The organism is Aromatoleum evansii (assembly GCF_045689615.1).
In the GTDB taxonomy this organism is placed as follows: Bacteria; Pseudomonadota; Gammaproteobacteria; order Burkholderiales; family Rhodocyclaceae; genus Aromatoleum; species Aromatoleum evansii.
The window spans coordinates 1,878,751-1,892,732 of the sequence record NZ_CP141259.1; the positions used below are offsets into that span (position 1 = coordinate 1,878,751).

Annotated in this window: 14 protein-coding genes; 13 read left to right on the forward strand and 1 reads right to left on the reverse strand. The window is 64.3% G+C overall.

Features of this window, described 5'->3' with window-relative positions:
- Positions 1-17: 17 nt before the first annotated feature.
- From U5817_RS08595 to U5817_RS08620, 6 genes are all read left to right on the forward strand, one after another.
- Positions 18-1,004, forward strand: coding sequence for a fumarylacetoacetate hydrolase family protein (locus tag U5817_RS08595; protein WP_407280425.1), 987 nt, complete (start codon positions 18-20; stop codon positions 1,002-1,004).
- 172 nt (positions 1,005-1,176) lie between these two features.
- Complete coding sequence (locus tag U5817_RS08600; RefSeq protein ID WP_407280426.1) at positions 1,177-2,571, forward strand: aromatic ring-hydroxylating dioxygenase subunit alpha; 1,395 nt, start codon at positions 1,177-1,179, stop codon at positions 2,569-2,571.
- A 39-nt stretch (positions 2,572-2,610) separates the two neighbouring features.
- Positions 2,611-3,174 carry an aromatic-ring-hydroxylating dioxygenase subunit beta gene (locus tag U5817_RS08605; protein WP_407280427.1) on the forward strand — a complete coding sequence of 188 codons (564 nt, stop codon included), beginning with the start codon at positions 2,611-2,613 and terminating at the stop codon, positions 3,172-3,174.
- 102 nt (positions 3,175-3,276) lie between these two features.
- Positions 3,277-4,548: an MFS transporter gene (locus tag U5817_RS08610; protein ID WP_407280428.1), complete on the forward strand. Its 1,272-nt coding sequence runs from the start codon at positions 3,277-3,279 to the stop codon at positions 4,546-4,548.
- 27 nt (positions 4,549-4,575) lie between these two features.
- Positions 4,576-4,896 carry a 2Fe-2S iron-sulfur cluster-binding protein gene (locus tag U5817_RS08615; protein WP_407280429.1) on the forward strand — a complete coding sequence of 107 codons (321 nt, stop codon included), beginning with the start codon at positions 4,576-4,578 and terminating at the stop codon, positions 4,894-4,896.
- 37 nt (positions 4,897-4,933) lie between these two features.
- Positions 4,934-6,169 carry an NAD(P)/FAD-dependent oxidoreductase gene (locus U5817_RS08620; protein ID WP_407280430.1) on the forward strand — a complete coding sequence of 412 codons (1,236 nt, stop codon included), beginning with the start codon at positions 4,934-4,936 and terminating at the stop codon, positions 6,167-6,169.
- A 162-nt stretch (positions 6,170-6,331) separates the two neighbouring features.
- Here the strand turns inward: U5817_RS08620 and U5817_RS08625 are convergent, their stop codons facing one another.
- Positions 6,332-7,075: a DUF2889 domain-containing protein gene (locus tag U5817_RS08625; RefSeq protein ID WP_407280431.1), complete on the reverse strand. Its 744-nt coding sequence runs from the start codon at positions 7,073-7,075 to the stop codon at positions 6,332-6,334.
- Between the two features lie 86 nt (positions 7,076-7,161).
- Here U5817_RS08625 and U5817_RS08630 point away from each other — a divergent pair, with 86 nt between their 5' ends.
- From U5817_RS08630 to U5817_RS08660, 7 genes are all read left to right on the forward strand, one after another.
- Entirely contained in the window at positions 7,162-7,962 is an 801-nt protein-coding gene (locus U5817_RS08630) for an SDR family NAD(P)-dependent oxidoreductase (RefSeq protein WP_407280432.1), read from the forward strand.
- A 61-nt stretch (positions 7,963-8,023) separates the two neighbouring features.
- Positions 8,024-8,725 (forward strand): TetR/AcrR family transcriptional regulator, encoded by a 702-nt coding sequence (locus U5817_RS08635; RefSeq protein WP_407280433.1) that lies wholly within the window; start codon positions 8,024-8,026, stop codon positions 8,723-8,725.
- Between the two features lie 184 nt (positions 8,726-8,909).
- Positions 8,910-10,001: an amidohydrolase family protein gene (locus tag U5817_RS08640; protein ID WP_407280434.1), complete on the forward strand. Its 1,092-nt coding sequence runs from the start codon at positions 8,910-8,912 to the stop codon at positions 9,999-10,001.
- A complete protein-coding gene (locus U5817_RS08645; protein WP_407280435.1) occupies positions 9,998-10,870 on the forward strand; it encodes a fumarylacetoacetate hydrolase family protein in 873 nt (290 codons plus the stop codon). The genes U5817_RS08640 and U5817_RS08645 overlap by 4 nt, the downstream gene beginning before the upstream one ends.
- Before the next feature lie 17 nt (positions 10,871-10,887).
- Positions 10,888-11,793 (forward strand): 3-hydroxyacyl-CoA dehydrogenase, encoded by a 906-nt coding sequence (locus U5817_RS08650; protein WP_407280436.1) that lies wholly within the window; start codon positions 10,888-10,890, stop codon positions 11,791-11,793.
- Positions 11,790-12,962 carry a thiolase family protein gene (locus tag U5817_RS08655; protein ID WP_407280437.1) on the forward strand — a complete coding sequence of 391 codons (1,173 nt, stop codon included), beginning with the start codon at positions 11,790-11,792 and terminating at the stop codon, positions 12,960-12,962. Before U5817_RS08650 ends, U5817_RS08655 begins: the two co-directional genes overlap by 4 nt.
- Positions 12,963-12,999: 37 nt before the next feature.
- Positions 13,000-13,851 (forward strand): SDR family oxidoreductase, encoded by an 852-nt coding sequence (locus tag U5817_RS08660; protein WP_407280438.1) that lies wholly within the window; start codon positions 13,000-13,002, stop codon positions 13,849-13,851.
- The last annotated feature ends 131 nt before the right edge of the window (positions 13,852-13,982 follow it).

Genomic DNA, 13,982 nt, shown 5'->3' on the forward strand with positions numbered 1-13,982 from the left:
CCGACAGGAGACAATAGATGCGACTCGTCACATATCGTGACTCTCACGGCTTTCAGCGTGCCGGCGCGCTGATCGAATCGGATTCGGCGATCGTCGACCTCGCCACGGCTTGCGAAGTCTTAAATGGCCATGGGTCCCCCACCTTCGCGAGCATGCTCGGGTTGGTCGAGGCCGGTGAAGAGGCGCTTGCAGCGGCACGCGTCCTGGTCCGGAAAGCTCCGTCGGCGGCGGTCATCGCGCGTGAGGGCGTGAAGCTGTGCGCACCCATCCAGCCGCCGCCGCAGATGCGCGACTGCTCCTGTTTCGAGTTGCATCTGCGACAGAGCTTCGCTGCTGCGCGGCGCGCGCGCGTGGCGCACTTACCCGACCCCGAGGAGGCGCTGCGGCAGATGAACACGCGCGCCGACGAACGCGTCATCGAGACCTTCAACCGCCAGCCGATCTATTACAAGTGCAATCGCTTCGCGGTGATCGGTCCGGACGAGGACGTCGTGTGGCCGGCGTACAGCAAGGCGATGGACTTCGAACTCGAACTTGCGTGCTACATCGGCCGCAAGGGGAAGGACGTGCCGCGTGACAAGGCGCGCGACTACATCGTGGGTTACACGATCTTCAACGACATGAGCGCCCGCGATGCGCAGGCCCTCGAGATGCCCGGCATGCTCGGCCCGGCGAAGAGCAAGGACTTCGACACCGGTAACGTGATGGGGCCATGCCTCGTCACCGCGGACGAGGTGCCGGATCCTTACGACCTGCAGATGATCGCTCGCGTGAATGGCGAGGAATGGGGGCGTGGCACCACCCGCGACATGCGCTGGACGTTCGAGGACGTGATCGCGCACATCTCCCGCTCGGAAACGCTCTATCCGGGTGAAGTGCTGGGCTCGGGCACGGTCGGCAACGGCTGCGGACTCGAGCAGTTGCGCTATCTCAAACCGGGTGACGTGGTCGAACTGGAGATCGAGGCGATCGGCACGCTGCGCACGCGCGTGACGAAGCCATGACGGAACCACGCACGTCTTCGCAATAAGGACGTCGGCCGGCGGGCTACGGCTGCCGAAACACAGGGTGCCGAGCACCGGGGCTCGAGCAAATGAACAACCCACAAGAAGTGGCCGTCAGGCCCATCGAACGAGGATCGTCCTTACGGACGGCTTCACTCCACAGGAGATGACAATGTTGACCAAGGCAAGCTACACGTTGGCGGACGGTACGCCGCTGTCCGATCTGGTTCGCGTCCCGACGCGGGAAGTCCAGATGCGGGCCCTGTCGGATCCGGAGATCTATCAGCTGGAGATGGATCGCGTCTTCGGCAAGACCTGGCTGCTGCTCGGGCACGAATCCGAAGTGCCGAACTCCGGCGATTTCGTCGTGCGCGACATGGGGTCGGATTCGGTCATCGTCGCGCGTGCGAAGGACGGGAACATCCACGTCTCGCTCAACGTGTGTCCCCACCGCGGCATGCGCATCTCGACGGTCGATGCGGGCAATACCCAGATTCACAAGTGCATCTACCACGGATGGGCGTTCAAGCCGAGTGGCGAGTTCATCGGTGCGCCGGTCGAGAAGGAGTGCATGCACGGGAAGATGATGCCGAAGGAGGATCTGGGCCTGCCGCAGGCGCGGGTGACGCTCTACGGCGGCATCATTTTCGCGACGTGGGACCTGGAGGGACCGTCGTTCGAAGAGTTCCTCGGTGATGCGAAATGGTATTTCGACACGTTGTTCGAGCGCAGCGACAAGGGGCTCGAAGTGCTCGGCCCGCCGCAGCGTTTCATCGTGCGCGCGAACTGGAAAGCCGCTGGCGAGCAGTCGGCCGCCGACGGCTACCACACGCTGACCCTTCACCGCTGGCTGGGTGAGGTAGGGAACTATTCCAAGAGTGGCGAGGGCGGCAGCGCCGACCTGTCGCCCGAGATGTACGGCGTCGAGGTGAGTTCGCCGCACGGCCATGCGCTGCGCTGCATCGACCTCGGACGCAAAATCAGGAAGCTCACCGGCCTCGATCCATCAGAGCTGACGGTGGACCAGAAGCTCGAAGCACTGCCGCCGCCGGGGATGACGCATGAAATGTTGCCTCAGCTCAGGAAGCGCCTGAGCGAAGAGCAACTCGAAGTGATGGTGTCGATGCCGCCGCAGGTGGGCGGGATTTTCCCCAACGTGCTGTTCGCGTTCGTGTATATCCCGCAGGCCGACGGCTCCGTGCTCGGCCTCACGCTGCTGCACGCCTACGTGCCGAAGGGGCCGGATCAACTCGAGTTCGTGAACTGGGTGCTCGCTGAGAAGGATGCCCCGCAGGAGCTCAAGGACAGGATGCTGATGCAGAGCATCCAGTTGTTCGGCACCTCGGGCATGGTCGAGCAGGACGACTCCGATACCTGGCCCCACATGACCCTCGCCGCCAAGGGCGCGCGCGGGCGTCGCTCGACCCTCAAGTACCAGGCGGTGTACGAGACCGGCGCCCCTGCCGGCTGGCCCGGGCCGGGCATTGTCAATGAAGGGTTCACCAAGGACGACACCCAGTGGCACTGGTGGCTGTACTGGAACGAACTGATGAACGCCAAGGCCTGAGCTGCCCGGTCCGACCCAACACCTTCGAAGGAGCGACACATGAGCGCCGCACAACAAGTTGCCGAGAACGCCCCCGTCATCGGAAACCCGATCCCGGTCGGGGCCGAGGTCTATAACCGCATCGTCGGCTTCCTCTACCAGGAAGCGACGCTGCTCGACACGATCCGTCTCAAGGAGTGGGGCGCGACGCTTGCGCCCGACCTGGTCTACACCGTGCCTCTGCGGCAGACCCGCCCGATGTCCCAGCAGGCCCAGTCGGTTATCCGCACGGTGCAGCACTACCACGACAACTACCGCTCGATCATGGGGCGCATCATGCGGCTCACCGAGACGCGCAGCGCGTGGGCCGAGGATCCCCCTTCGCGCACCCGCCGCATGGTCAGCAACGTGCAGGTGTTCGCTACCGACAAGCCCGACGAGTTCGCGGTCGTGAGCTATCTGCTGCTGACACGCAGCCGTTTCGACTTTCCGGATATGGATCTCATCAGCGGCGAGCGCAACGATCTGCTGCGCGTCGATGGCGAGGGATTCAAGCTCGTGCGTCGTGAAGTCATTCTCGACCAGGCGGTGCTGGGCACGCCGAACCTCGCGATCTTCCTCTAGGCAACGCGGGTGCCGCCGGCCCGGTTACGGATCGGACGGTGCCCGATCTGTCCTTCGCCACGAGGCTGATACGAGAGCCGGGACGGGGAGTGGAGTAGAAAAATGGCATCAAACGGAAATCACGCGGCAATCGATCTGACCGAGTTCAGGCAGGGCTGGCAGATCGTGGTTCTGTCGGTGATCGGTGTGGCGATCAGTATCAACGCCGCATTGCTGTATGGCTTCGGCGTCCTGGTGATCCCTCTTCAGCAGGAATTCGGATGGGACCGTGGTTCGCTGCAGGCCGCAATCACTTTCCTGTTCGCCGGCGCCGTGCTCGGCCTGCAACTCGTCGGCTGGCTCAACCTGCGTTTCGGCATGAAGCGCGTGACAGTGATTTCGCTGCTGCTAATGGCGCTCGGCTATCTGGGGACGACGCAGATTGGCGGCTCGATCTGGTCGCTCTACGCAGCATTTTTCCTGCTCCCGATCATCGGCATGGGTGCGCTGGCGGTCACGTGGACGCAACTCCTCAATCTCTGGTTTCACCGCAACCGCGGACTGGCGCTCGCGATCGGGCTTTCGGGCACCGGCATCACCGCCGCACTGGTACCGAGGCTGCTGGGCTGGGGGGTCGAGAACTGGGACTGGCGGGCCGCCTTCGTCATCCTGGCGCTGCTCAATGTGCTGGTGGGACTGCCGCTTACCCTATGGTGGTTTCGCCTGCCTGGCGAAGGTCCGGCGAGCAGTGCGAAGGCAGGCGACGGTCCGCCGCTGGTGCGGAGCGGCGTCAGCTTCCAGGAAGGAATGCTCCTGCCGCGATTCTGGATCTGCAACGTGGCGTTGTCGTTGGTCGTGTCGGCCGTGGTGGGCCTCGTTACCAGTACCGTTCCGATGCTGCGAGACAAGGGGCTTTCCGCGGCGGATGCGACCCTGGTTTTCGGCTACTTCGGCATTGCGCTGATTTGCGGTCGCCTGGTGGTCGGCTACCTGCTCGACCGGCTGTGGCCGCCCGGTGTGGCGGCCTTGAGCCTTTCTCTGCCCGGGATGGGTTGTCTGATTTTCATGTCGGGAACCACCGATCCCGCCGTCATGAGTCTTGCCGCGGCGCTGGTTGGACTTGGAGCCGGCGCCGAGTTCGACATCGCGGCCTTCCTCATCGCGCGCTACTTCGGCCTCAAGGATTACGGCCGGTTGTTCGGCGTGCATCAGGGGCTCATCACGGTAGCGTCGGCAGCTGCGCCGCTAATGTTTGCAGCGATGCTGAGTGTTACCGGTACCTACTTTGCGATGCTCGTCTATTGCACCGTGGCCACCCTGCTCGGCGCGTCATTGTTGCTGACGCTCGGGCGCAGTCCCCAGTTTGCCCTGCACGCCGAAGCGCAGCGGGCCTGATTTCATCCCTCTCATCGGAGCAAACAAATGCCCACGATTACCTTCATCGAACACAACGGCACCCGGCACGAAGTGCGCGCCGAAGTCGGCCAGTCGGCCATGCAGGCCGCGACCTTTGCCGGCGTTCCCGGCATTCCCGGTGACTGTGGCGGCGCCTGCGCATGCGCCAGCTGCCACGCTTACGTGGACGAAGCCTGGGTGGAGCGTTTTGCGCCCGCCGAAGGCACCGAATACGACATGCTCGAGAACGTCGTCGAGCGCCAGCCCACCAGTCGGCTCACGTGCCAGCTGGTCGTCGGCGCGGACATGGACGGCCTCACGCTGCGCCTGCCGGCTGCGCAGTTCTGAAGACGGCGATCTAAAAAAACGACAAGGAGACGGGAAGATGTCGCTCGATTCAGTGGTGATCGTGGGGGCGGGGCACGGGGGCGTGCAAGTGGCGATTTCGTTGCGCCAGGAAGGTTTCGGGGGCCGCATCGTGCTCGTGAACGACGAGCCCGGTCTGCCTTACCAACGACCGCCCCTGTCGAAGGCCTACCTTCTCGGCAAGATCAACGCCACTGCGATGCTCTTCCGGCCGGAGACCTTCTACGCGGATCAGCGCATCGAGCTCGTCCATGACCGAGTGGCGGCGATCGATCGGCAGAACCGTCGAGTCATGCTCGACTCGGGGAGTGCGCTCGACTTCGGCCATCTGGTGCTCGCGACCGGCGCCCACAATCGGCCGCTCAACGTGCCGGGTTCCACGCTGGGCGGTATCTTCGGCATCAAGACCAAGGCGGATGCCGACCTCTTGTCGCCGCTGGTGAAGCAGGCCAAGAATGTCGTCGTGATCGGTGCCGGCTTCATCGGTCTGGAGTTCGCCGCGGTGGCGGCGGCCGAAGGGGCTGCGGTTGAAGTGCTTGAACTCGGCGACCGCCCGATGGCGCGGGCAGTGTCCCCGCAGATGTCGGAGCTCTTCCGTGCCGCACATCAAGGCTGGGGCGTGAAGTTCAACTTCCGTACCGGGCTGGCGGAGCTGGAAGGCGAGGACGGCAAGGTGAGCGCCGTGACGACATCGGACGGACGACGTCTGCCTGCCGAGCTGGTCGTCTACGGCATCGGCGTGATTCCCAACGTGCAGCTCGCGCTCGAAGCCGGACTCGACATCGATAACGGCATTCGCGTCAATTCCAGTCTTCTGACTTCGGACCCGCACATCTCGGCGTTGGGTGACGTTGCCGCCTTCCCGTGCGTGCAAAACGGCGAAAATATGACTCGCCTCGAGTCCGTACAGAACGCGGTCGACCAAGGCAAGCTCATCGCGGCCCGCCTCGTGGGCAAACCCGCACCTTACACAGCGCTGCCCTGGTTCTGGACCGACCAGGGCAATCTCAAACTGCAGATCGCCGGTCTGTCGATCGGGGCAGACAACTACGTGACGCTGGGTGACGCCGCCGCGCAACAGCTCTCGGTGCTGTGCTTCCGCGGGGAGGAGCTGATAGCGGTTGAGTCCTGCAACCGTCCCGGCGATCACGTGTTTGCACGCAAGATCCTCGCACGTCCCCCCGCGCTCACGCCCGCTGTCGCCGCTGCGCCCGACTTCGATCTGAAAGCCTGGGAAGCGGCCAACCGGCCCTGATCGTCCGGTGTGCTGCTCGGCCGGCGAATCGGGGCGCCGATCGCGTGCGGGCGTCCGTCGTGCCGGCCGCAGCACGCCACGTGGGAGGCAGATCACATGCTGATCGACGTACAGCCGCGAAGGCCGCCATGTGGCGCTCGCGACGACACCTCGACCGCGCGCTTACTCGGCGAAAGCGTGGAGCCAGGACTGGTCGTCGCGGCAAAGGCGTTCAGGATGCGCGGTGAAGTCCCAGGTCGAGCCCACGATGCGAATCGCCTGGGGCGCGCGTTCGGGTTGCTGCGCGAAGCAACTGCCGCTCGGACGGGCGTGCAAGTCCTCGTCGATGTCCCGCAGGCGTCCGAGCGCGATCAGCGCACAGCGGCGCAGTACGAGGGCCGCTTCCGCCTCGTCGGGCGCGAGACTGCTGAGCGCCCAGCGCGCCATGCCTTGGCGCATGTCGATGCCGGCATAGGGCGGGGGGGACACGATCGTACGTTCCTGCACTTCCCAGTCGAGCCGCAAGCCGTCGTCACGGACTAGACGGGCGTGCGAACCGCCGTCGACATGACGGGGAATTTCGATGTCGAAGCGGCGATGGGAGATGCCCCGCGCCGCTGCGGCGATCGCGAGGCCGGCGAGGTCGAACATGTGCGTGCACTGGAGGCTGGCGTCGGTATGGCGCGTTACTGCGCTGGCGATGGGTTCCAGCTGCATTCCGAGTAGTGCCTTCAGCGATGTGGCGGCATTCGGGCACTCGGTGAACGGATGTCGCGGAGCCTCGGCGGAGACCTCGCTCACGCGGCCGAGGCGATGACGTAGCGCGACGCGGAAGTGGTGAAAGTCGTCTTCGAGGACGGCACGGACTTCGCCCGCTTGGCTGGTCTGGCGGCCTTCAAGCTGGATCCGTCGGCAGAAGGAGGGCATTGCAATGGCTTCCGTTGGGAGTGTTTCTTTCTTCTTAATGTGTACAATAACAAAAAGAGTGTGCAAGAAATGCGAGGAGACGAAAAATGGGTTTGCTGAAGGACAAGGTTGCGTTGATTACCGGGGCGGGCGGCGGCATCGGGCGCGGCGTGGCGCACAGCTTCGCGCGCGAGGGGGCAGCCGTGGTGATCGCGGAGATCAACGAAGAGACTGGAACTCAAGTGGCGCGCGAACTCGAGGAGTTGGGCGGGCGTGCCCTGTTCGTGCGTACCGACGTGATGCAGAAGGCGTCCGTGACGGGGGCGATCGATGCTGCAGTGGCCCATTTCGGCGGGCTGGACATCCTCGTGAACAACGCCTTCGTACCCACTCCGAACGTGCGCCTCGAAGACAAGACGGACGAAATGCTCGAGCAGACGCTGACCTCGACGATCAAGGCGTCGTGGTGGGCGATGCAGGCGTCGCTGCCGCACATGCGGGCGCGTGGGGGCGGGAAGATCGTCAATTTCTACTCGATCGACGTCGAGATCGGCGCGTGGCTGCATGCCGACTACAACACGGCGAAGGGCGGCATCGTCGGCCTCACGCGCAGTGCGGCGGCGGAATGGGGACGCTTCAACATCACTGTGAATGCCGTCGCACCGACGGCAATGGGGGCGACCTTCAACAAGTTGGCCGCGGAGAACCCTGGTTTCGCCGAACGCTCCGCCGCGATGCGCCCCCTCGGCCGGTGTGGCGATCCGGAACTCGACATCGGCCCCGTCGTGGTCTTTCTCGCATCGGACATGTCCCGCTATGTCACCGGGGAAATGCTGCATGTCGACGGCGGGCTGCACTTGCCCGGCTACAACTCGCGTCCGGCGGATGTGCCGGTGCGCGAATACTGAATCGATTTTCTGGCGGGCCCTGCGGTTCGCCCCGCGGTCCGTCCATTCCCAAGGCACAGGCATGAACGACGAAACCGAGACAGTCGCTGAAGACGGACCGGTAATGGAGTCCGCTCGGCGCAATCGCCGCTCGGACGCGACCATTGCACGAATTCTGGCATCGACGGAAAGGATCATCCTCCAGGGAGGTGCCGAGCGCATTTCCATTATCGATGTGTGCGACGACGCAGGTGTCTCGCGGGGCACTTTCTACCGCTATTTCTCGTCGCAGGACGATCTGCTCGATGCGTTTTCGCGCCACAAACGCGAGGGTTTTCACAGCGCGATGCAGGAAGTCACCGCCCCTTACAACGACCCCGACGAGAAATTTCGCGCCCTGATCGGTTACCTGGAGCACTACGCGGCGCACGGACAGGCGCGGCGTCTGCTGGTGGTGGCGCCCGATTATGCGATGAACTTTTTTCGCCGCGTCTTCAACGACGCGCGTGTGCGCTTGCAGGACGTCCTCAGGACCGTCTTCGACGCCTGGGATGGGCGTCTCGGCATCAGCATCGATCGCGAGCTCGTGTGCGAAATGCTGATCCGCTACGTATTGAGCGAACAGCTCGTCCCCAATGAGCGCGCAAACGAAGGCACGGCGCGCATCGAGCGTCTCGTGCGCTCGCTGATCGGTTTTCCTGCCACCAAGGGCGATGAGGCTGTCCAAGTGGCTGCGCCCGCACGTTCCACGGGCTCTCGACGCCGCGAAAAAGAAAAAACATAAACAGATTTGCAAAATCTGTTTATGTTTGGCATGATGAATCTCATCGTTGCAAAGACACCGGTCGAGTGTCGCAGGCAGGAGACAAATCCCCGATAGCCAGGCGAGGTCCGTCCGGCGCATCGATGCTCCCGTCCGCGATAGCGGCACTCGGCAGGTTCCACCAACCTGCACTGGGAGACACCACATGCTCATCGACCTCCACGCCCACGCCCCCCATCCGGATTACTACGACCAGCACCCCTATTGGGGGCCGGCTTTCGAATCGCAGCCCGACGGCGACATCAAGCTTCGCGTCGGCGACTGGATCCTCACGCTCGGCGCGCCCGAGCGAAAAACTGCCTTGCGCAAAGCGAAGGCCGAGGGCAATGCCCTGAACGTGCAGGACTACATGAGCCGCTGGCGCGACCCCAAGACGCGCCTGGCGGGGATGGATGCAGCCGGCCAGAACGCCCAGGTCGTCTCGGTGCCTTCGCATTGCTACATGTACTGGACTGAGCTCGACTACGCGATCCCGTTCTCGCGCAAGGTCAACGACGTGCTCGCCGAATACTGCTCGGCGGCATCCGACCGGCTGATGTTCTGGGCGCAGGCGCCCCTGCAGGATCCGAAAGAGGCGGCCAAGGAAATTCGCCGCGCGTGCACGCAACTGGGCGCAAAGGGTCTGGGTGCGGGTGGGTCGAATTTCGGCGGCCTGGAGTTCGATTCGCCTGAGATGGATCCGGTGTGGGAGGCCCTGTGCGACCTCGACCTGCCGATGTTCGTGCATGGCTATAACCAGTCGGTGACGTGGGGCAACAAGGCCAACACCGACCGCTACGAAACCACGGCCATCGTCGGCATGAACTACGACGAGACGAAGGCCTTCTGGTACCTGGTGAACGGCGGAGTGTTCGACCGCTTCCCCAAGCTCAAGGTCTATATCACGCACGGCGGCGGCTATGTGCCTTATCAGCTCGGCCGACTGGCGCAAACCAACCCCAACCTCGACACGTACCACAACAAGAAGCCTGTACTGGAGTACATGCGCAACTTCTGGTTCGATGTGGAACTGCACGAACTGCCGATGCGTCAGGCGCTGATCGACGTCATCGGTGCCGACCGCATCCTCTACGGTTCGAACTTCGGAGGCAGTGATGCGGTGCGTCATGACCTCACCGAAGGGCTGCGCCTTTCGGAGGAGGATCTGCAGAAGATCCGCTGGAAGAATGCCTGCGAACTGCTCCACCTCGACCCGGCGAAAGTAGGCGCCGTCGCAAAGGCCGAGGTGGCAGCATGAAGCTCGCGCGCTGCAGCGATAGCGGCGCGCCATTCTGGGCCGTCGTCAATGCCGAGGCCCGCACGGTCACCCCGATCGTCGGCAGCTTCGCGGATTGGGGGCCTGCCTTGACCCGCGCGATTGCCGCCGGGCAGGGCGGAGCAGCACATTCGGTGCTGACGCCCCGCGGCGATGCCCGGCCGCTCGATTCGGTGCGGCTGCTGCCGCCGATCGAGCCGGTCAATCGGGTCGTCGTCGCGGGCGCGAACTACGCAAAGCATTTGGCCGACGACTTCGGCCTGAAGTCTCCCCCGCAGCCGATCGCCTTCCTCAAGGCCTACGGCGCCCTGATCGGTGCCAATGATCCGATCCGCTATCCGCCGCTGACGAACGAACTCGATCACGAGGTCGAACTCGTCGTTATCGTGGGGGATGTGCCGGTCGACCCGGAAGACCCGCTCGCCAGCGTTCTCGGCTATGCCGTGGGCAACGATGTATCGGCGCGCGACCTGCAGCGCAGCGGTCCGGCCGGCATCGGCATGGATCTCTTCGCGGCGAAAAGCCAGGACCGCAGCACGGGAGTTGGTCCGTGGATCGTGACGCGCGACGAGCTCCCCGAGGGGAGCCCGAAGCTGCGACTGACCCTGAAGGTGAACGGCGAGACGCGCCAGGACGGCAATACCGGCGAGATGACGTGGAACGTCGCGCAACTGGTGAAGTTCGTCGAAGAGCGTTCCAGTTTCGCGCCCGGCGACATCCTGTTTACCGGATCCCCGGCCGGCGTTGGCCAGGGTACGGGCCGATTCCTCAATCCCGGCGACGTCGTCGAAGCCGGAATCGAGGGGATCGGGACGATCACGAACGTCGTCGGGCCCAAACCCGGCGTCTGAGCAAGGAGGCAAGACAAATGCTCGACAAGAATCACAAGGTTGTGGTGGTCGGTGCCGGCCTGATGGGTACCGGCATCGCGCATGCGTTCGCGAGTAGCGGCTTCGCGACACAACTGGTGGATACCAGCGCCGAGGCACTCGCCAAGGCGGAGAAGAGCATTCACGGCATCCTGGATGGTGGCGTGAAGCTCGGAAAGCTCACCGTGGATGTGGCCGACGCCGCAAAGGCGCGTCTTTCCACCAATACCGTGTTGAAACAAGCGGCCGAAGGTGCGCATCTGCTGGTCGAAACCGTCTCGGAGAATCTCGCGGTCAAGAAGGCGGTGCTGGGCGAGGCGGTTCCCGTGCTGGCCGCGAACGCGGTGATCGCGACCAACACATCGGCGCTCAGCGTCACCGAGATTGCCGCGTCGGTGCCATGTCCCGAGCGCGTCATCGGCATGCACTTCTTCAACCCGGTGCACAAGATGAAGCTCGTCGAGCTGGTGCTCGGTATTGCGACCGACGAAGCCACCGTCGCGACCAGCCGCGAATGGTGCGATGCGATCGGCAAGACCTCGATCCTGGTGAATGAGTCCCCCGGCCTGACCACTAGCCGCATGTCCGCGATGCTGGGGAACGAAGCGATGTGGATGCTGCAGGAAGGCACCGCCAGTGCAGAGGATATCGACACCGCGCTGCGGATGGGTTTCAACCACCCGATGGGGCCGCTCGAGCTGGGTGACCTGACCGGCTGGGATACGCGTCTGTCGGTGCTGCGCTATCTCCATTCGACGCTCGGCGAGAAGTTCCGTCCCTGCCCGCTGATCATCAAGATGGTGGCGGCCGGCCGCTACGGGCGCAAGACCGGGCACGGGGTATACAAGTATGACGAGACCGGCCAGCGCGTTCCGGGCTCGGGCCTGAAGGCGAGCAACCTATGAGCGACGTCTTCATTGTCGAGGCCGTCCGCACGCCGGTCGGCAAGTACCGGGGGAGTCTGGCCGGCGTACGCGCGGACCACCTCGGCGCCCACGTCCTCAACGCCGTGGTCGAGCGCGCGGGCATCGCGGCGGCCGAGGTGGACGACGTCATCTTCGGCTGCGTCACCCAGGTCGGCGAACAATCCGCGAACATCGCGCGCACCTCCGTGCTGGGGGCCGGCTGGCCGGATGCGATTCCCGGTCTCACGATCGACCGCAAGTGCGGCTCCGGCGAGGCTGCGGTACACGCCGCAGCTGGCCTGATCGCTGCCGGATCGGCGCAGGTCATCGTGGCGGGCGGTGCCGAGAACATGAGCCGCGTGCGCATGGGCGGCAACCGCGAAATCTACGGCGAGACCTTCGGCTGGCTGGCTTCCGAGCGCTACGAGCTCACCAGCCAGGGTGAGGCGGCCGAGCGGGTCGCGGATAAATGGGAATTGACCCGCGCCCAGCTCGACGACTTCGCGGTGGAGAGTCACCGCCGCGCCGCGGCCGCGGCCGAAGCGGGATATTTCCGCAAGGAGATCGCGCCGGTGCCTGTCGCTGCGCTCAAGGATAGAGACTACGTAGAGCCCGCGCCGGAAGTCTTCGCTGCGGACGAAACGATTCGCCCCGGCACCAGTGCCGAGAAGCTTGCCACGTTGAAGACCAGCTTTCGCGACAACGGCAAGATGACCGCCGGAAATTCGTCGCAGATCTCTGACGGTGCGGCGGTGCTGCTGCTGATGTCCGCAGCGGCGGTCGACCGGCTCGGCGTCAAACCCCGTGCACGCATCCGCGCCTTCACCACGGTCGGCTCCGACCCGACGCTGATGCTGACCGGGCCGATTGCCGCAACCCGGAAGGTGCTCGCCCTGGCCGGGCTGAATGTCGAGGACATCGATCTGTTCGAGGTCAACGAGGCGTTCGCGCCGGTGCCGATGGTATGGATGAAGGAGCTCGGTGTGTCGCATGACCGCCTCAACGTCAATGGCGGAGCGATCGCCCTCGGGCATCCGCTCGGCGGAAGCGGCTCGCGCATCATGACCTCGCTGCTGCACGAACTGGAACGACGTGAGGCGCGCTACGGCCTGCAGGCGATCTGCTGTGCAGGCGGCATGGGCACCGCGACGATCATCGAGCGCATGTAAGCGGGCACCGTGGCAGGCAAACGACAGGAGAGACGACATGAACATCGACCTTAGCGACCGGCGCGTAATCGTAACCGGCGCCTCACGCGGCATCGGGCGTGCGATCGCGCGTGCCTTCGCTGCGGAAGGTGCGCGCGTTGCGATCTGCGCACGCACTCCCGAAGCGGTTGAAGAGACCGGCAGGGAGCTTGCGCAGCAGGCCCAGGCGGTTATCGCGCGCGCGGTGGACGTGACCGACACGCCGGGTGTGAAGGCCTTCGTGGATGAGGTCGCCGAGAGCTGGGGCGGGGTCGATGTCCTCGTTAACAATGCTGGCCAGGGGCTGGGGGGGAATCTGGACACGCTCACCCCCGAGGCGATTCTCGAGCACGCCAACATTCTCCAGATGGGGCACTTCCGCTTCGTGCAGGCGGTGGTGCCGTACATGCGCCGGCAGCGCTGGGGTCGCATCATCGAGATCAACGCGCTGGCCGGTGCGATCCCGACTCCGGACGGCATCCCGTCGGTCATCAATCGTGCGTCCTGCCTCGCGCTCTCCAAGTCTCTCGGGATGTCGCTCGCGAAGGAAAACATCCTCGTCAACTCGCTGAATATGGGCTGGATCGACACCGGCCAGTGGGAGCGTCATTTCAGGGAGGTTGGCCCCGGAGTCTCCCGTGAGGAGTTCAACGAGATGGTCCTCAAGGTGGTGCCGATCGGGCGTTTCGGCAAGCCGGAAGACGTGGCGGGCATGGCGCTGTTCCTCGCCAGCGAATACGCCAGCTTCATCAGCGCGGCCTCGATCGATATCGCCGGCGGGTTGCAGGGCCAGATCGCGTACTACCCGACACTCAAGCGCGATTTCACCGAAGCAGTGAAGCGGCGCAACGAGGGCTCGGCGTCAGTCTGATTCGTCGATGCGGACCCGGATCGGCGTGCGTTTCGACTATGGCAAATAAGTTATCGAGCAGGCGGGTCTTGCGGGCTAAAATTCTAGGGATAGAATTTGTGTTCGAGGCTAGAATTCTAAGAAATTACCCG